Consider the following 16,998-nt stretch of genomic DNA (forward strand, 5'->3'; position numbering starts at 1 on the left):
TATTTTGTCCCATATTACTACGGTGGTGAAGATGGCTGTGTTCGCTTATCTAAGAGTGAGCACGAGCGAGCAGGACATCAACAGTCAGCGCCAGTCCATTCTCAAGAAAATCAGGGAGCTGGGGGTCAATCACGAGGAGGTCATATGGTTCAAGGAAGAGGCTATGTCCGGCTCCGTTCCTGCTTTAAAGAGACCAATTTTCTCCAAATTATTCGAAGAACTCGAGGAGGGAGATATACTCATTGTTGCAGAGTTGTCGAGGTTGGGGCGCTCTTTAAATGATGTGATAACACTACTCAACACCCTCATCAATGAAAAAAGAGTTAGGATCGTCTCAGTTAAAGAGAACCTGGACAGCGCCGGCGATACGATGTATTTCAAGATATTCTCAACAATCATCTCATTATTCGCGGATTTGGAGAGAGAATTCATTAGGATGCGGACGAAGGACGGGCTGGAGCGAGCTCGGAAGCAGGGGAAGCGACTCGGTCGTCCCCGGAAGCTGAACTATAAGTCAATACTGAGGCTGTGGGAAGAGGGTAAGTCGATTCAGGAGATAGCCGACTTACTCGACTACAAATACAGCAGTGTTCGTAAGGTAATAGAACGAATGCGAAAGCGAGGCATCGTCGAGCAGGGAGAACAAAGAAAAGTTAGATGGGATATTGTGGATATGTTGTAAGTGTTGTCTCATAGGTCATCTTGCACTTTTTACGATTTTGCACGAACTCAATATGTGTTGTCCATTTTATTGTGCTCATTCCCCACCCTCGAATCTCTTTTCGTAAAATTCCCGTCTCAACTCCGCATATACCCTGTAGAACTCCTCATCGTGCTCTTTCCAGTTCTTATAACCTGCATCTTTGAGCTTTTTATGTGTGAGCTCGTGTAGGAGGAGTTCGAAGAGGCCCCAGCGGGCAAGGGCGGTTGGGGTGGCCCGCACAACAACGAGGTCTTTGGTGCCAGAAGAGGCCGTCCCGGGGCGGAAGCCACCGTCCGGCCATTTTCGTCCCCGTTCCCGCTCAACGACGAGTTCGACTTCTTCCCAGCACAGCTCTTTGAGAATTTTCCGCGCTTCGTTCACGATGTCCACAGTGAACTCCAGCAACAATAGTAGCAATTGCACCTTAAACCTTCGAATTAGGTTAGACCAACCTAAAAGCTTCCACTTCCGAACATAGGGGGATATACCTTGTTTCGGAAGTGGAAAGTGTGTGAGGTGGGGGTTCCGATCCTTTAAACCCCTTTTGTCATATAATTAGCTGGTGAAACTATGAAAGGGTATCTCTCGGTCAAGAGGTTGTTCGTGCTTGCAGATGTTGTTTTTCCGCTTTATAGAGAAGAAAGTGAGGTTCTCGTGAAACACAACCTGTGGGAGCTCAAAACAGCGAAAGGAACCTCGCTCTTCTACAAAAAGCCGACAGCCATCACGATCAAGGGGCAGAGGATAGTACTGGTTGATATCCCCTCCGCTGTCGCCCTGGCGCATTTTCAGGAAAAGATAGAAGCCTGCGAAGGGGATAAGCTCGTATTTGAGTGCAATATCCATATTGAAGATGGCAGGGTCATCGTTGAGGTCAATGACGAGCCTCTTGGCGCTGATGCTGTTGAAAATATCCAGCCCGGAGTAAGGATGTTCTTTTGAGTTTTTGTTCTTCATACCACCTTTTCTTTAGTCGGGGGCCTACTGGGGCCATTGGGGTTTTAGGGGTCAGAGGGGTCTATGGGGCCTTGACCCCTCGGGTTCACAACAAGCTGATGGGGACAGATGGGTATGGTTACTACTCTTCTATATGCAATAGAAGATATACAGATGCATCACCAGCCCCAGAAGCCTCAAAAGCCCCTCAAGCCCCAGTAGGCCCCTCGTGTCTGTAAAAGTAGATGATGACGGCATCGACTTGGACAACATTGCAGAAAAAAAGGTAAAAACCTCACTCAACTCTGGAGATGAGATACTGCCTCAGCTCCTCGATGAAGCCATCTTTGAAGTAAACGAACTTTCCGCGCCCGCGGCCCTTGGACTTCTCCCTGACGAGGTCGTTCCTCTTCGCCTCTGCGAGGAACTCCTCAATGACCTCGAACCCGAAGCCGAGCTGTTTTGCTGTCTCCCCCCACATAAGCTCAAACTTTTCGCGCGAGATGCTGCCCCTGCCCTCAAGCCTTTTAACGAACTCCTCAATGAGCTTCTCTTTCCTCTTGCGCGCGAAGCTCCTCTGCGCTATGTAGCTATCAACAACGAATTCGACTGCCGTGTCTATGTCCATCTCCGTGACTTCATCCTCGAGGAGTAGCCTCGCCAAAGCAGTTGAAAGCCTCACCGCCGCCCTAACGAAGTCCGCCGCATTTTCTTTTACCTCCCTGTCCATCCCGTCTTCCATAAGCCTTTCTGCGAGCTTTCTGGCGAGATACTGTCGTTTCTCCCTCGGGAAGGAAGGCCGGATGTTCCTCGCATACCTAACGAACTTCTTGAGCCTCTGCATATCGAAGACGAGACCGTTCGGCCTCGTGCAGGAAACTTCCTGCCTGTAGTCCTCGAAGGTTGTGAAATCCAGCTCAACGAGCTCAAAGAAGTCGCTCACGACCTCCTCTGTGCTTATCACATCGTCGAGGGTTGGTGTTAGCACGATGTCGAAGTTTGTCTCACCAGACTCACCTGACTTTGTGAGAACGACTTTGCCCTTTGCATTTCCACCACTTTCGATAGTTTCTTCAACCTGCACATCAGCTATCTTATCCAGTTCATTGGCTATCTCTCTAGACTTCCAATCCGCCCCTGCAACGAGGATATTTATACTTCTGCGGACGGCCCCGTTTGGGACTCTTGTCGCCCCTACCGCCAATATGAGCATCGCTATTTTTGTTTTCTTTATCATATCGGTCGCTGGCTCTATCCTCCAGGCAAAGTCGTGTAGCAGTATGTCCAGCTTCTCCTCCCCCGTGAGCTTCCTAAACTGTTCAAAGAATCCCATATCATCATCGGTTATCTCTTCTTCCTTTTTCTGCCTTTTTTCTTTTTCCTTTGAGACAGAAATGAAGCCTGTCACATATAGTCCGAGTGTTGCTTCATATAGCGAGCGGGACTCGACGATGTGAGGAATACCTTCCAGGATGTACTCTTTACCTTCCTCAACCTCGCGGGCCATCTTCCTTGCCGTTTCACCATCCGCGACGGCGGTAAAGCTCTTCCTCGCCCCGTCGCCGGTTCCGATGACTTTTAGCTTGATGGTGTCTACAAAACGGTTCTCGGGGTTGTACTGGAGTTTCAGGCGATCTATATTCACATCTGGAAGTGGCTCTGGGAGGAGCTGGCGGACGAACTCCCTGCTGTGGAGTTTGAAGCGGTAGGGGCGGGCACGAAGTTCACCGACTCCGAGTACTTTTACCTTTATTTTGACCGGTTTGTGAAGGTGTTCGGCGGAGAGGCCCTCGAGAACTTGCCACTCGTCTGGAAGCCGCAGTTTTGGGAGGAGAACCGCTCCGGGGAAGGTCGCCTCGAGGAGTCGCTTTAGTTCTTCCGTGTCGATACCCCTCGTCCGCTGAAATACTTGCTGTGGCTGTATAATGATATAGTTCCCTTCTACGAACAGCTTGTATTCCCCGTTGCTGATCTCATAGCCATCAGCGAGAAATGAGAGTGTCTTTCTCATATCGTCGATGTCTTCTTCGAGTTTTATGTCCTTCCGCAATGTGTTTGGAAGCCTTTCTCCGTCCGTAATACCGTTGTAGAGCTTCCACACACCTGTGACCTCGTTATAAATCCTTCTGAGCGCCCCCACTTCTTCGGGAGTTAGTGTTGTGGGGTCGTCCCTGAACTTCTTCAGCAACTGTGATGTCGAGCTAATCTCAATGTAGTTTTTGAGTGCGCCGTATATCAATGCGAGTCTCACTGCTATGTTGCGCTCTTTTATTTTGCCTCTTTCGATATCTTCGAGTATGCCCTTGACTTCTTTACTAACCCGATTAGGGAGATCGTCGTCGATAGCGGCTTCGAGTATCTTTTTCAGTTGAACAGCTGTTTCTGCAGACATCAGGCATCACCTCTGCTCCTTCTTCATCCTGACGACGGCCTTCTCACCCTCCAAGGCCAGCTCCGCTTCAACTGGCACCTCCTCTATGAGAACCGAGGCGACTGCGGCCGGTATCACGATGTCGGTTGTGTACTCGTATTCGTGCATTCTGAACAGGAACTCCGAGCGCCCCTTTTCCGTGACGAGGGCGCACACCGGCTTCTCTCTCCCGAGGAGCGCCCTGAGCCCCCCGCGGAGCTCCGCGGGGAGCTGGCTGTTCGCGATGATAAAGTGAGCAGTGCCTGAGCCAGAGCGGTATATCTTGCCTGTCACCTTGCCAGAGCACATCGCTATCACCATTAATTATATGTCAAAAATATCTTAAACTGACTGTTGCGAAATAAGATAAAGATGGTTCATTGTGTTGCAGTAGATATGGCTTCGACTTCCGCTATGAGCGCCCGCTCGAACTCTTCGTTACCTTCGAGGAGCGCCTTCATCTTCTCAACACAGGCATCGTTCTCTTTCACCATTTTACCACCTCCGGTATTATCATATGCCAAAAAGGGGTTTAAACCCCTGTTGCTGTTTGGTCATTCAGAAGCGGAGGCCGTATTCATACCCCCACTTCCGAAAAACTTCTCGTAGGTATAATCATCAACGACGAGCCCGAGCTCTGGCATTAATGCCTCCTCAAAGCCTTCGAACATCGAATCATAAAGCTTCCGCACCTGCCTAAAGAGTTTCTTGTTCTTGAGGAGCGAATCGTAGTGTATGTAGTCTATTCCCTCGACCCTGCCGAGTATCAAGTTCTTTAGCTTGTTGTAGTGCCTATGCCTCTCATCGAAGCTGTAGTAGCCCCGTAGCTCCTTTTCTGCCAGTTCAAAAGCTCTGACCTCAAGGAAGTTATCTACGAACTTTCTCAGTGCCCTGACCCCGATGATTTGCTCGTTATAGCCGTATTTCCGCAGGAACGGATACTTCTCCTGAAGCTTCTTGAATTCCTCCTTGTTGAAGCGGTGGCTTGGGGTGAAGTAGTCGTATATTATTTTATCGAGCGAGCTCCAGCCAAAAAGCTCGTTTTCCTGATAGTGTTTCCGGAACGACCTCAATTCCTCGCTTAGGAGTGGGTGTAGGAAAACGAATGTGACCCCTGAGCGCTTCCCAGTCCTTGCGACCTTGTTCCTGACCAGGAACATAATCCCCTTCTCGAGGTCTATCATCTTTTTACCCTTCCCTGTCTTGAACTTGAGCTTTAGAACCTCCGTGCTTCTTGCACCTGTGAAGGCTATGATGAGGTATGCTATTTTCAGTTTATCCCAAAGCCTCTTGCTCATTTTCCGTTTCAGAACTTTCTCCTCGTAGAGAAGGTTTAGCCAGGCAAGGCCATCGCGAACCTGCTCCGCTGTGACGGCTTTCTCACTCTCAATCTTCTCGAATGCTTCAAGAAGGTCGTCGAGGTCTCTCTTCGTCGCTATGCCACCGCTGAGGTAGTTGTTGTAGTTAAAGACCTCGCGGGGGATGTGTTCGTAGAGCGAGCGGTTGTGGTAGCCGAAAACAATTCTTTCGAGCATTTCCCGTGTGTAGAGGATAAAAACACGGGTGGTGTGCTGGTTTTTGGTTTCTCCTTCCCTCGTGAACATCTCCGCGAGCTCCCTCGCTTCAATTGTCAGTCTCTTCTTTCCAAGCACCTGCGCGCCCTTGATCTCCGTGAGGTAGTTGAGAAACTTATTGTATACACTTATTTTGTTGCGGCGGGTGCCCTCGGGGGCTCTTTTTTCGTCTAGTTCTGCCCTGTATTTTACCAGATCGTCAACAGTTATCACGATCGTGTTCCGTGCCCACTTCTCCGTCTTTTTCCCCTCGAACAGGTTGCCCCTCCGTGTCCGCTTCGTCGTGGCAAGCAGGTCGCCAAAATTCTCGACCATTCCCATCACCCAAAATACAGTATTTTTCTTATGAAATACTTGCTTCCAATGAAAAATACTGTTTTTTACCTTATAAGTTTTGCTGTGTTTTCCTGTGAAATGATTACAACTAGAAATGTTAAACCCTGTCCTCTCAAAACCACCATAACTTCTATGGTGATGATGAAAATGGCCGGAGAACAGCCCGAGGACTCAGATTTGGTTAATGGTGCTCATTCTACGGGTCGCTTCTTGCGAGGACACTCATCATCGGTCAACTCCCACTACCGGGCAGGACTTATTAAGGTTTAGCCCGGAATTTCAATGGGGAGAGACATGAGGGTAATTCCACTCGCCTCAGAAAGCCTCGGCGTGAGGAGCCTGGCAACGTTCGTGGAAGCCGGAGGAATAAAAATCCTCATAGACCCCGGTGTCGCCCTCGGGCCGAAGCGCTACGGCCTTCCGCCGGCGAAGGTTGAGATAGAGGCACTCCACAGGATGCGCCGCAAGCTCCAGGGATACGCGGGGAAAGCGGACGTAGTGACGATCTCCCACTACCACTACGACCACCATACTCCATTCTTCGAAGGCCTCTACGAGAGCTCCAGCGAGGAATACGCGAGGGAGATATACGAAAGAAAGCTCCTTTTCATAAAGCACCCACGGGAAAACATAAACTTCAGCCAGAAAAAGAGGGCCTGGGCCTTCCTCAAGAAAGCGGAGCCGATAGCGAAAAGGGTTGAGTTTGCGGACGGCAGGAGCTTCGACCTCGGCGGAGTTACGCTGGAGTTCTCACCCGCTGTTCCGCACGGAAGTGAGGGCTCGAAGCTCGGCTTCGTCGTGATGACGCTAATAGACGACGGCTTCCGCTTAATCCACGCGAGCGACATCCAGCTCCTCAACAGAAAGGCTGTGGAGTGGATAATCGAGAAGGTTCCGGATCTGCTCATAACAGGTGGACCGCCGACGTACCTGGGAAAAAGAGCAGAGGGGAGCTGGGAGACGGGAATCAAAAACCTCAACGAGATAATCCGCGAGACTGGAGCAGATATAATACTCGACCATCACATCGTCAGGGATAAACGCTATCCGAAGTTCTTTGACGAGCTGGAGAAAAGCCCCAAAACGTTCGCGGGCTATCTACGGGTGGAGGACAGACCGCTCGAAGCATACAGGCGGGAGCTTCACGGAAGAGAAAGGGGTGAGAACGCGGAGGTGCCTTTCAAGTTACGTTGATAGAAATCCCCCATCAACCGGGATTATTGCACCGTTCACGTAGCTGGCTAAATCGCTCGCAAGGAAGAGTATCACCCTCGCGACCTCATCGGGCTCCCCAAAGCGGCCCACCGGGAGGCGCGCGTTGAAGTTGAAGGATATGCCTATCTTCTCCATGTCGAGCTTCATTATCGCCTCTTTCTTGAGCCTCCTTACCCCTTCGGTCTCTATTCCTCCCGGAACGACCACATTGGCCCTGATTCTCTTTCCGTATTCCCTCGCTATCGCCCTCGTTAAAGCGACCACGCCGAGCTTTGCGGCATCGTAGTGGGCAAGGCCTTTGGCAAAGGGCAGAAACGCCTCTATGGAGCTCACATTGATTATCACGCCTCCCCGCTCCTTTCTAAGCCTCACGAAGTTCTGGCACATCCAGAAAACGGAGTGGAGGTTTATCGCCATGACCTTTTCGTAGAACCCTTCATCGACCTCCGTGAAGTCCTTGAACCAGTAGACGCCGGCGTTGTTGACCAGCACAGTAGGCTCCCTGCCCCTCAGGACCTCCCAGAGGGCATCGACCTCCACCTTCCGGGAGAGGTCGACGCGGTGAAGGTTCACCTCCACCCCAAACTCCTCCACAAGGGCTTTAGTTTCTTCCAGACCTGACTCGTTGAGGTCGACGAGCTCAAGGTCTGCTCCAGCTTCGGCAAACCTTATGGCGGTGGCGCGGCCTATTCCAGAGGCAGCACCGGTAATAAGTGCCCGCTTTCCCTTAAGTGAGATCAGCTCGGAGAGGCTTTTCCGTCCCGCCATGTTCCGGTGTAGTACTTTAACGTTGATATACTTTTCCCGGGAAACCCTTAAATCCTCCCGAAAGAATTTTCCATCAGGTGATGGAAATGAGGGACTTCTACATCGCCCACGAGGACGATATCAAGGCCGGAAAGACCACTGACGTTTACTTCATCAGAACCCGGAAGATACTCGTCGAGAAGGGCATCCACAGGAAGGTTTTCGCCGATGTAACGACGACTTCTTTGCCCCATGGCTGGAAGTGGGGGGTCTTAGCTGGAATCGAAGAAGTGGCAAAGCTCCTTGAGGGCCTTCCGGTAAACGTCTACGCGATGCCTGAAGGCACGATATTTCATCCCTACGAGCCTGTCCTCCAGATAGAGGGCTACTACAAGGAGTTCGGGGTCTACGAGACCGCTTTACTTGGAATGCTCAGCCAGGCGAGCGGTATAGCCACCGCCGCCCTCAGGACGAAGATAGCGGCCAACTTCAAGCCAGTTTACTCCTTCGGCATAAGGCACATGCACCCGGCAATAGCACCTATGATAGACCGCTCCGCATTCATAGGCGGCTGCGACGGCGTTTCCGGTGTCTTGGGGGCGGAGATGATTGGAGAGAAGCCCGTCGGAACGATGCCCCACGCGCTGATTCTTACAGTAGGTGACCAGGTAAAGGCCTGGAAGTACTTCGACGAGGTTGTTGAGCCAGGGGTTCCGAGAACCGCTTTGGTTGATACGCTCTGCGACGAGAAGTTCGAGGCTCTGATGGCGGCTGAAGCTCTCGGCGAGAGTCTAACTGCTGTAAGACTTGACACGCCAAGCTCAAGGCGCGGTAACTTCAGGAGAATAATTGAAGAGGTCCGCTGGGAGCTCGACCTGAGGGGCTACGATCATGTTAAAATCTTCGTCAGCGGGGGCCTAAACGAGGAGAGCATAAGGGAGATAGTCGATATAGCGGACGCCTTTGGCGTCGGAGGTTCAATAGCCAGCGCCAAACCCGTTGACTTCTCCCTCGACATAGTAGAGATCGAGGGGAAGCCGATAACCAAGCGCGGCAAGCTCAGCGGGAGAAAGCAGATTTATCGTTGTGAGAAGGGCCACTACCACCGCGTTCCAGCTGAGAAGAAGCTTGAACGCTGCCCGGTCTGCGGTGCAAAGGTCGAGCCGCTCCTCAAGCCGCTCATCGAGAACGGCGAGATAGTGGCGGAGCTGCCGAAGGCCAGGGAGATAAGGGAGTACGTCCTTGAGCAGGCGAGGAAGTTCAACCTGACGCTTGAGTGAGCGGCTCTCTCATCATTTCCATTTTCCCTTTTCTGCCAGGAGAAAGCCCTGTTGATTTCACCCACTATAGAACAGGAACCAGCCGGAAGTTCCAACTAAGGAGTAAGGAAAAAGAAGAGGCTTCAGGCCTCCTCGATGTAAATGCAGCTGACCGGGCAGGCCTCGGCAGCCTCAACGGCGCAGTTGTAGAGGTTCTCGTCCTCGATAACCTCGACGATAGGAACGCTCTTGCCCTCGTCGTTCATCTCGAAGACGTCCGGGCAGAGGCTGGCACAGATAGCATCTCCAATACAAACGTCCTGGTCAACCCTAACCTTCCAAGCCATGGAACATCACCGGACTTAGATGAACTCCTGCGAATATAAACTTTTCGATGTTAAGAGTGTGGAGAAATGCCCAAAACCTGAGACAGCGACTCTGATGACTATTCTACTACAGGATTGCCTAAATATGGCCAGAATTATAAAAGTTGAGTGATATCAGAGGTATGCTGCTATTCAACTTGCTCCATGTAGATGCAAGCTGCGGTGCAGGCTTCCATTGCCTCTTTAACGCAGTCGTAGAGGTCATCTCCCACCACATCGACCTTTGTTCTTGCCTTTCCGGTTTCTTCATCCAGCTCAAAGACCTCCGGGCAAAAGCTAACGCAAACGGCATCGCCTACGCAGTATTCCTCATCCACCCATACCCTCCACTTGGCCATGGGCATCACCTCTCTACGATTGTCAAGGTTTTAATATAAGTTTTTCGCTTAAGCCGTTATGAATGCAAAGATGTTTCTGAACAACATAAAGACTCTTGATGAAGTTAAACAAATTTGCCGCTAACTATAAAAGAGGGAGTTGCCAGCAGAAACGAAATCCCAAAAGAACAAGAAAAAGAGCAAATCAGTAGAGTCCGAGCCTCTTCTTGTACTCCGGACTGATTCTGTCGGGTGTCCAGGGCGGGTCGAAGGTTAGCTCTATCTCGGCATCTTTAACACCGGGAATCTCAAGGACTTTGTCCTCAACTGCTCTCAGAATCCACATAGTGAGAGGACAGCCGGGAGTCGTCATGGTCATCTTTATGTAAACCGTATTGTCGGGTCTTATATCAAGTTCGTAGATGAGCCCGAGGTTGACCACGTCTATCCCAATCTCTGGATCGATAACCTCCTTGAGCTTTTCGAGAATCATCTCCTTGGTGAGTTCAACGTTTTCCACCGGGGCTTCCTTTTTCTTTGGCTGTTTTATCTCTATTGCCTTTATCCCATCCATGTTCCCGAGCTCTGTTTGGAGCTTTATCAGCGTCGTGTCATCGATCTCCTTTGAGAGCTCTATGAACAGGGTACCGTCCTCTTTAACCTCCACGGTTTTAACTAGATCTTCGTCTATGAGTTCCTTCATCCTCGCGAGAACATCAACTTCCGTGACCATTTACATCACCTAAGGCGAATTCCGAGAGACACATTTAAACCTTTTGGGCCAGAATTGTGGAATCAGCGGGAGAGAACGTCGAGTATCAGAGCCTCGGCCATCTCCGGCGTTATGGCCCTGGCGCGGAGCTCGCGGAGAATCCTTTGAATGGCGAAGCGCTTTACGCTCGGTGCCTTCTTGAAGGTCTCCCAAAGCAACGGACAGCCGAACTTGAGATCGTACTTTCCCCCTATCAGCTCTATTATCTCTGCTTTGTCCAAGGCCAGGAAGGCGGGAAGGTTGAGGGTTACGAGTTCGCCGGTTCCATAAATCGATATCAGCCCGGAGCTGAGCAGGTCGCCGCTGGCGAGGATTTTTATCCCGTTCTCCAAGGCGTAGCACTCAACGGCCTTCATAACCATGGAGTGGCATTTGCCGCATATGGGAGCGCCCTTGTTCATCTGCTCGGTTATCACTTCGAGGTAGCCGGGAACGTCCACGAAAACCGCGCCCCTGGAGCGGACCCTCTCAATTACGCTCTCGTTCATCTGGGGGAGCCTGACCGTTACGGGCACCACGTCAAAGCCCGCCCAGCAGAGTATTTTGAGCGCGGCCGTGCTGTCGGAACCACCGGAGAAGGCCAGGGCCACTTTAACTCCAATCGGCGAGCGGTCGAAGTCATCTCCGTAGAGGCGATACTCTAGAAGGGCTTTCAGTCTTGAGTAGGCTTTCTCTCCGATTTTCTCTCTAACCCTATCCAGGGCTTCAAGGTTGTACTCCAGGCGGTAGCGCTTGACGAAATCCTCTCCCACTGGGGTTATCATAAAGTTGGAACGAAGTTATTTGCTTATAAATCAAACGATAATGTTATTTTGATTCGAGATCAAACATAATCGGGATGCTGGATATGAGGGAAGTTCCGTTCGAGGAATATCTGGAATTCATAAAAAAGCACGATCACGTCATTATAGAGAATCAAAGAATAGAGATTGGAAAACCCATCCAAATCAAAAGGTTTCAGCCTCAGAACTTCAAGCTTGAAACAACGACCGTATGGAGCTTTCCCGAGCGCGGAAAATGGGCAACTCATTATACAAATGCGAAATACAGAGGAAATTGGGCCCCCCAAGTTCCACGAAACTTGATTCTGCAGTATACAAAACCAGGAGATGTCGTTTTAGATGCCTTTTTAGGAAGCGGAACAACGCTGATAGAGTGCAAACTTCTTGGAAGACATGGGATTGGAGTAGACATAAATTACGAGGCTTTAATGGTGGCATGGGACAGGTTAAATTTTAAATATGACCCCAGGATGGAAAATCAGTCTACATTAAGTTCGTATCTTGGAATAAAAGAGGAAATAGAATGGGTTAAGCCTGAGATACGCCTTTACCATGGTGATGCGAGGAATTTAGACAAAATTAAGGATGAAAGCATAGAGCTAATAGCTACTCACCCACCTTATGCCAACATTATTGGCTATACAAAAAGGGCACGTTCTCTTGTCGAGGGGGATCTATCCAACGTTAAGTCAATAGATGAGTTTGTTTCAGAAATGAAAAAAGTTGCCGAAGAGTTCTACAGGGTACTGAAACCTGGAAAATACACTGCTATTTTGATGGGGGACACTAGACGTCACAGACATTACGTTCCTATAGCGTTCAGAGTCATGAAGGTCTTTCTGGAAGTTGGATTTATACTAAAGGAAGACATTATCAAAATCCAGCACCACATGAGGGGTACAGAACCCTGGAAAGCGAGGAAGAGGGACTTCTATTTGATAGCTCATGAACATCTGTTCGTGTTTAGGAAACCCAGCAAAAAGGAGAAAATAGCGAAATTTAGAGACAGCATCAAGATCTAGTTGGTGCTAAAGCTTTATTTTCCACGTGGAGAGTATCTTCTCTGAAAGTTCTTCTGCTCTGTCCATTATTGTATTGACATTCCATCTTGGATACTTTTGAGGTATCTCCTTGGTTAGTGGGTATGCAGAGTTAATATAGTGCTTAATTTTTTCAGAATATAATGCATTGCCTATGTGCCTATTGTCATTAATAGATATCAACGTAAGATTCCCAATGTTGTTTATATATGGTTCCAGTTCTTTTTGTTTTTCTATTATCTCCTTGCCAGTTAGTGTGCTCCCAAATATTGCCTTAATCCAATCCTCTGATGGATTTTGGGGCAAGATATGTTCCAAGGAAACCTCATTAGGATCCGCAATAATACCCTTTTCTCTGTTGGTTAGTGCGATTAATATCTCCTTTGCCCTTTCAGGTGTGATTGGCGACTGTTTCAGTCGGGATTTTATTAGATCATCATTTTGGATAGTATCCAAGAATTCCTTGAGACTTTCTTTTTCAGAAATTTGTTGTCTGATAAAAATCTCAAAGCGTTGATATTCTCCAGATTCAATGAGAGTATTGAGCTCATAAGCAAGCCCACCATAGAGTTTTTCAAGGCTACTAGGACTATTGCTTAGTAACTTTAGATATCTAACAATGACAGAGTTTGTAAACTCCAAGATCTTTGCAAATTCTTCTTTCTGGTTGTTTTCATAAAGTCTGTACGCGACCATTAACAAGGGTAGATCTTGTTGGACCCCGAAAATCTTGTGCTCTAATAGGAGACTAATAATTTTCATGTCAATCTGACTCTTTTTAGATACTTTCTCTGGAGGATCCATTAGTATTCTGTAAACCCTAGAATACCACACTAACTCATTTAGTGTCTCCCTAACTCCTTGTTTCTGAATTTTTGGCTCCAACAGGTCTTTTAATTGCTTATATAACCCTTTCTTTCTAGCTTTTCCATTAAATATCATGTAGTAATATCTCAGAAAGGTATCCATTTTCCCCATTGTGTTATTTTTAATCTGCTCCCACTGATTTCGGATATGATCCCTGAGTTCAGAAGTAGTAGCTTTTGAGAATATATAGTTCCTGATAAGATCAGTCACCGTCAATTCAACGCCTCTATCATTAAGGGTTTCAAAGATTACGTGGGCATCCTCTTCATTCTTAGCTTGTGTTGCTATCACTTGCAGACTATCCATTAAAATCGAAAACAAGTTTTGAAGCTGATCTTTAATCTCTTGGAGATCCCGCGTTCTCCGACGATTTTCACGGAATAACAATTTTCGTATTTGTCTATAGGAATATTCGTAGGCCTTCCACATTTTAACGTGGGAAGGCATGACATCATTTGAACCACGTAATTTTTGCCATTCTCTTTTCTTTTCTCTAAATAAGAGGTAGTCCCCATTAGCTCCCCTATAACGTACTATAAAATTCAAAAAGAAATCCCTATCATCTGGGTGAGGATCAATCAAAGGAATTTCTTCCCCACTCGTCTCATCGAATCCTGCAATGATCCGTTCATGAATGGAGCGAAGTGCTAATCGCTCTAAGTAATCCTTAATCTTAGGATCTGCTCTCCTATTTGTTGATATAATCTCAAATATAACATCTCTCATGGCCGCAAAGATTATCGTGAGGGTAAGCAACCTTTGCTGACCGTCAATTATTATCCTAGTTTTAGCATCTCCAGGCTTCTTTGCGAATATCATAGCACCCATAAAGTGGAAATCTCTATTTTTGCTCTCTATGATATCCATAAGATCATCCCATAGATCAATTACTTGTTGCCTTTGAGAGCCTGTAGTGTTCCAAGAGTATGGCCTCTGAAAATCTGGTACCACATAATGGTACGAACCCGTGTTTAATATTTCCCTAATGGTTTTATCATGGCTCTGAATAAACAATTCCTTTCTTTCTGCTTCCACAAAACATCACCAGAATACCCAATCACTTAAGAAATATTTAAAACTTCTTATACTATCTTACTTGGGTGAGATATATAATGGTAAGATACCACGTGCTAGGATATTCAAGTTTTGAAGATTATTTTGAAGACTTTATGAACACATTACTTCCTACTAACAAAACCTACGAGTACTTTGTTGACTGGAAGAAGATCAGAAGCCATACTGAGAAATACGAAAAAGAATTGTCCATTCTAGAAAGACTGAACGGCCTCGATAAAGACAGAGCCAAATTAGTGCTTAAAGAGATAATAAACGACTATCCCTCTGTCCTCCCAGTCATCCCAGCTCTTATAGCAGAGAGAGGGACTAATGGGAGAGTAGATGTGTACGATCCACACAAGAGGGAATTTTTGGAGTTTGACTTCAACCCTCACGGTATTTCAGAATCGGAAGCGGAAGCGATCATTGAATTTTGTGAAAAAAGCGGAGTACTGGACATCTTAACGCAGGTTGAAAATCTCCATGAGTACTTACTTGGAGTTGAGGTAGGCATAGATACAAATTCTAGAAAAGGACGTAGTGGAGCATTATTTGAGGGCATGGTCAAGAGACTCATAGATACGAAGGTTCCAAACTACATTAAAGTTGTCACACAGGATAAGTACTTCTCCCTATATGAAACTATTGGAAAAACTAAACGAGAAAAAGCTAAGAGGCATGATTTCGTTCTATACAGAAACAATACTCCAATTATTGTAATTGAAGTCAATTTTTACAATGTTACCGGAAGCAAGCCAATAGAAATCGTCGGAAGTTATATCACCTTAAATAGGGCAGCCAGAGAAAAAGGGGTAACTTTTGTATGGATAACAGATGGACCAGCGTGGAAGAAGATGAAAGAACCCCTCCTACGGGGGATGAAAGAAATAGATTGGGTGGTTAATTATTCGCAGCTCTCCAAGTTACTTGCATATTTTGATTCGATAAACTGGGAACTTGGAGAGTTATAAGAACTCCACGAGTGCCTTCTGACCAGAAATACCTCCATTAAATTTCTTTTGATGAGCAGGTTGTTTTCCATTAATAGTTTTTACAAGCTCTACAGCTTTCATGGGACCTAGCCTCATTTCTTCTGGAATATTCGTAACAAGCATCTCTGGAACTTCACCCCTGCGATCGGCTTTTGAGTTTATTGGCCTCTTCGCGTAGATCTTGAATATCTCAAATCCCTCTATCCCCTCATACAGCTCACGAACCGGCTTTACATAGGAGTTGCTCAGGATAAAGTAAACCCCTTTCTCATGCAGCTCAAGGCAAACATCCCTGAGGCGCTTCTGATCTTCTTTGCTGAAGTCTTCTTTCGAATAGCTAGTAAAACTGGCAGTTTCTGAAACCGGGTGATAGGGAGGATCAAAATAAACCAAGTCTCCAGGCTTCGCAACTCTCAAGATGTAAGTGAAATCTTCGTTGTAAATATCGAGCTTTTTCAAAACTTCACTAGCCGTTCTGAGCCGCTCTTCATCCACTATTTTAGGGTTTTTGTATCTACCAAACGGTACATTGAACTCGCCTTTCCTATTCTCACGATATAAACCATTGAAAGCAGTTTTATTTAAGTACAAAAGCAGGCTCGCGAGTCTGATATTTGGAATCTCAAATCCACTTCTGACTATCTCATTGAACTCAGCACGGGCCTTGTAGAAGTACTCCTTCTCATTTTTGTGCCCCTTTGCGTCGTCAATTAGTTCGTCAACGTGGTCTCTAACGACAACATAAAAGTTGATGAGTTTAGGGTTTATGTCGTTTATAGTTCCCCTTTTGGGCTCCATCCAGAAAGTAACAGCACCGCCGCCAAAAAATGGCTCGTGGAACGTTCTATTTCTAAAGTCCTCAGGCATTAACGCAACGATTTCATGGAGTATCTGTCTCTTTCCACCGGCCCACTTAAGGATAGGTTCTGCCATCGATTACATCCTCCTAGCCGTTATTGATGTTATGCCCTAATAAGGCATTCGATAAAATTACGTGCAACATAAATATAAAATTTTTGGTGCAACATAATGTTCACGATTTATACTCAAGACCCAATCTCTTTCTAATGTAGTTGGATATGTCCAGCCCCTCCTCCTGCGCCCGCTTAGAGATCATATCATACTCATCCTCAGTAACGCGGATTGATAACCACTTATTACGCTTGTTTTTAGCAGTCAACGTCCTAGCTTCAAGTTCCCATATTTCTTTGAGAGCCCTAGCCTTTTTCTTGATCAATCTGGGGGTGTTTAATCCCGAAAACTCTCTAACAAGAATTTTCTCGAAGTCAGAAGTTACCTGGGGATCTCCTTTGGAATATTTGGAGAACTCTGCCACGGCAATCTCAATAGCAAGTGCAGAGCTTGAAATATCTTTAGATTTTAAAATGGTCTCAAATGCCCTTATTCCCGCAAGAGGAATCTTAAGTTTACGAGTGGTAGGTGCCTGAAGATCTATCAACCTTTCAATAATGCCCTTAAACATTTTTGTTGCACCTCTCGGAAATATATCTTGTTTTTTATAAGTATAGCTCTTTTGAGTTTGAGAAAACCTTAAAAGAGACCCACCTTAACCCCGTTCACGAACCAAAATCCTTCTGGAGGGATT

The 16,998-nt window shown here is 47.2% G+C and carries 18 protein-coding genes; 6 read left to right on the top strand and 12 right to left on the bottom strand.

Annotation, left to right across the window (positions count from 1 at the left end; translation table 11 throughout):
* Positions 1 to 31 precede the first annotated feature (31 nt).
* On the top strand, positions 32 to 682 hold the full coding sequence (locus E3E25_RS00135; protein ID WP_240910763.1) for a recombinase family protein: 651 nt from the start codon (positions 32 to 34) through the stop codon (positions 680 to 682).
* A 75-nt stretch (positions 683 to 757) separates the two neighbouring features.
* On the opposite strand, the gene E3E25_RS00140 is transcribed toward E3E25_RS00135, so the two are convergent.
* Positions 758 to 1,111 carry a hypothetical protein gene (locus E3E25_RS00140; RefSeq protein ID WP_206204593.1) on the bottom strand — a complete coding sequence of 118 codons (354 nt, stop codon included), beginning with the start codon at positions 1,109 to 1,111 and terminating at the stop codon, positions 758 to 760.
* 162 nt (positions 1,112 to 1,273) lie between these two features.
* Here E3E25_RS00140 and E3E25_RS00145 point away from each other — a divergent pair, with 162 nt between their 5' ends.
* Positions 1,274 to 1,645 (top strand): hypothetical protein, encoded by a 372-nt coding sequence (locus tag E3E25_RS00145; protein ID WP_167891356.1) that lies wholly within the window; start codon positions 1,274 to 1,276, stop codon positions 1,643 to 1,645.
* A gap of 289 nt (positions 1,646 to 1,934) precedes the next feature.
* Here E3E25_RS00145 and E3E25_RS00150 read toward each other — a convergent pair whose 3' ends face one another.
* The 3 genes from E3E25_RS00150 to E3E25_RS00160 all read right to left on the bottom strand — a co-directional run bounded on the left by E3E25_RS00150 (position 1,935) and on the right by E3E25_RS00160 (position 5,944).
* Positions 1,935 to 4,031 (bottom strand): hypothetical protein, encoded by a 2,097-nt coding sequence (locus tag E3E25_RS00150; protein WP_167891357.1) that lies wholly within the window; start codon positions 4,029 to 4,031, stop codon positions 1,935 to 1,937.
* A 6-nt stretch (positions 4,032 to 4,037) separates the two neighbouring features.
* Positions 4,038 to 4,358 (bottom strand): hypothetical protein, encoded by a 321-nt coding sequence (locus tag E3E25_RS00155; RefSeq protein ID WP_167891358.1) that lies wholly within the window; start codon positions 4,356 to 4,358, stop codon positions 4,038 to 4,040.
* A gap of 245 nt (positions 4,359 to 4,603) precedes the next feature.
* Complete coding sequence (locus tag E3E25_RS00160; protein WP_167891359.1) at positions 4,604 to 5,944, bottom strand: hypothetical protein; 1,341 nt, start codon at positions 5,942 to 5,944, stop codon at positions 4,604 to 4,606.
* Between the two features lie 309 nt (positions 5,945 to 6,253).
* Between E3E25_RS00160 and E3E25_RS00165 the strand changes: the two genes are divergently transcribed.
* On the top strand, positions 6,254 to 7,153 hold the full coding sequence (locus E3E25_RS00165; RefSeq protein WP_167891360.1) for an MBL fold metallo-hydrolase: 900 nt from the start codon (positions 6,254 to 6,256) through the stop codon (positions 7,151 to 7,153).
* Here E3E25_RS00165 and E3E25_RS00170 read toward each other — a convergent pair.
* Positions 7,145 to 7,942 carry an SDR family NAD(P)-dependent oxidoreductase gene (locus E3E25_RS00170; RefSeq protein WP_167891361.1) on the bottom strand — a complete coding sequence of 266 codons (798 nt, stop codon included), beginning with the start codon at positions 7,940 to 7,942 and terminating at the stop codon, positions 7,145 to 7,147. The two genes, E3E25_RS00165 and E3E25_RS00170, sit on opposite strands and share 9 nt — an antisense overlap.
* 86 nt (positions 7,943 to 8,028) lie before the next feature.
* On the opposite strand from E3E25_RS00170, the gene E3E25_RS00175 reads away from it, so the two are divergent.
* Positions 8,029 to 9,201 (top strand): nicotinate phosphoribosyltransferase, encoded by a 1,173-nt coding sequence (locus E3E25_RS00175; RefSeq protein ID WP_167892531.1) that lies wholly within the window; start codon positions 8,029 to 8,031, stop codon positions 9,199 to 9,201.
* A gap of 122 nt (positions 9,202 to 9,323) precedes the next feature.
* On the opposite strand, the gene E3E25_RS00180 is transcribed toward E3E25_RS00175, so the two are convergent.
* The 4 genes from E3E25_RS00180 to E3E25_RS00195 all read right to left on the bottom strand — a co-directional run bounded on the left by E3E25_RS00180 (position 9,324) and on the right by E3E25_RS00195 (position 11,419).
* Positions 9,324 to 9,527, bottom strand: a complete 204-nt coding sequence (locus tag E3E25_RS00180; RefSeq protein ID WP_088865231.1) for a ferredoxin — start codon at positions 9,525 to 9,527, stop codon at positions 9,324 to 9,326.
* A 167-nt stretch (positions 9,528 to 9,694) separates the two neighbouring features.
* Positions 9,695 to 9,910 carry a ferredoxin gene (locus tag E3E25_RS00185; RefSeq protein ID WP_370456627.1) on the bottom strand — a complete coding sequence of 72 codons (216 nt, stop codon included), beginning with the start codon at positions 9,908 to 9,910 and terminating at the stop codon, positions 9,695 to 9,697.
* 178 nt (positions 9,911 to 10,088) lie between these two features.
* Complete coding sequence (locus E3E25_RS00190; protein WP_167891362.1) at positions 10,089 to 10,616, bottom strand: metal-sulfur cluster assembly factor; 528 nt, start codon at positions 10,614 to 10,616, stop codon at positions 10,089 to 10,091.
* A gap of 62 nt (positions 10,617 to 10,678) precedes the next feature.
* On the bottom strand, positions 10,679 to 11,419 hold the full coding sequence (locus tag E3E25_RS00195) for an ATPase (protein WP_167891363.1): 741 nt from the start codon (positions 11,417 to 11,419) through the stop codon (positions 10,679 to 10,681).
* 74 nt (positions 11,420 to 11,493) lie between these two features.
* On the opposite strand from E3E25_RS00195, the gene E3E25_RS00200 reads away from it, so the two are divergent.
* The gene (locus E3E25_RS00200) at positions 11,494 to 12,459 is read left to right on the top strand and encodes a site-specific DNA-methyltransferase (protein WP_206204594.1); all 966 of its coding nucleotides are present in this window, start codon (positions 11,494 to 11,496) and stop codon (positions 12,457 to 12,459) included.
* 6 nt (positions 12,460 to 12,465) lie between these two features.
* On the opposite strand, the gene E3E25_RS00205 is transcribed toward E3E25_RS00200, so the two are convergent.
* Positions 12,466 to 14,379 carry a DUF262 domain-containing protein gene (locus E3E25_RS00205; RefSeq protein WP_167891365.1) on the bottom strand — a complete coding sequence of 638 codons (1,914 nt, stop codon included), beginning with the start codon at positions 14,377 to 14,379 and terminating at the stop codon, positions 12,466 to 12,468.
* A gap of 77 nt (positions 14,380 to 14,456) precedes the next feature.
* Between E3E25_RS00205 and E3E25_RS00210 the strand changes: the two genes are divergently transcribed.
* On the top strand, positions 14,457 to 15,371 hold the full coding sequence (locus tag E3E25_RS00210) for a DpnII family type II restriction endonuclease (RefSeq protein WP_167891366.1): 915 nt from the start codon (positions 14,457 to 14,459) through the stop codon (positions 15,369 to 15,371).
* On the opposite strand, the gene E3E25_RS00215 is transcribed toward E3E25_RS00210, so the two are convergent.
* Both E3E25_RS00215 and E3E25_RS00220 read right to left on the bottom strand, forming a co-directional pair.
* Complete coding sequence (locus E3E25_RS00215) at positions 15,366 to 16,325, bottom strand: DNA adenine methylase (protein ID WP_167891367.1); 960 nt, start codon at positions 16,323 to 16,325, stop codon at positions 15,366 to 15,368. The genes E3E25_RS00210 and E3E25_RS00215 overlap by 6 nt on opposite strands.
* A 100-nt stretch (positions 16,326 to 16,425) precedes the next feature.
* Complete coding sequence (locus tag E3E25_RS00220) at positions 16,426 to 16,875, bottom strand: plasmid mobilization protein (protein WP_167891368.1); 450 nt, start codon at positions 16,873 to 16,875, stop codon at positions 16,426 to 16,428.
* Between the last annotated feature and the right edge of the window lie 123 nt (positions 16,876 to 16,998).

Source organism: Thermococcus sp. MAR1 (assembly GCF_012027305.1).
Taxonomy (GTDB): domain Archaea; phylum Methanobacteriota_B; class Thermococci; order Thermococcales; family Thermococcaceae; genus Thermococcus.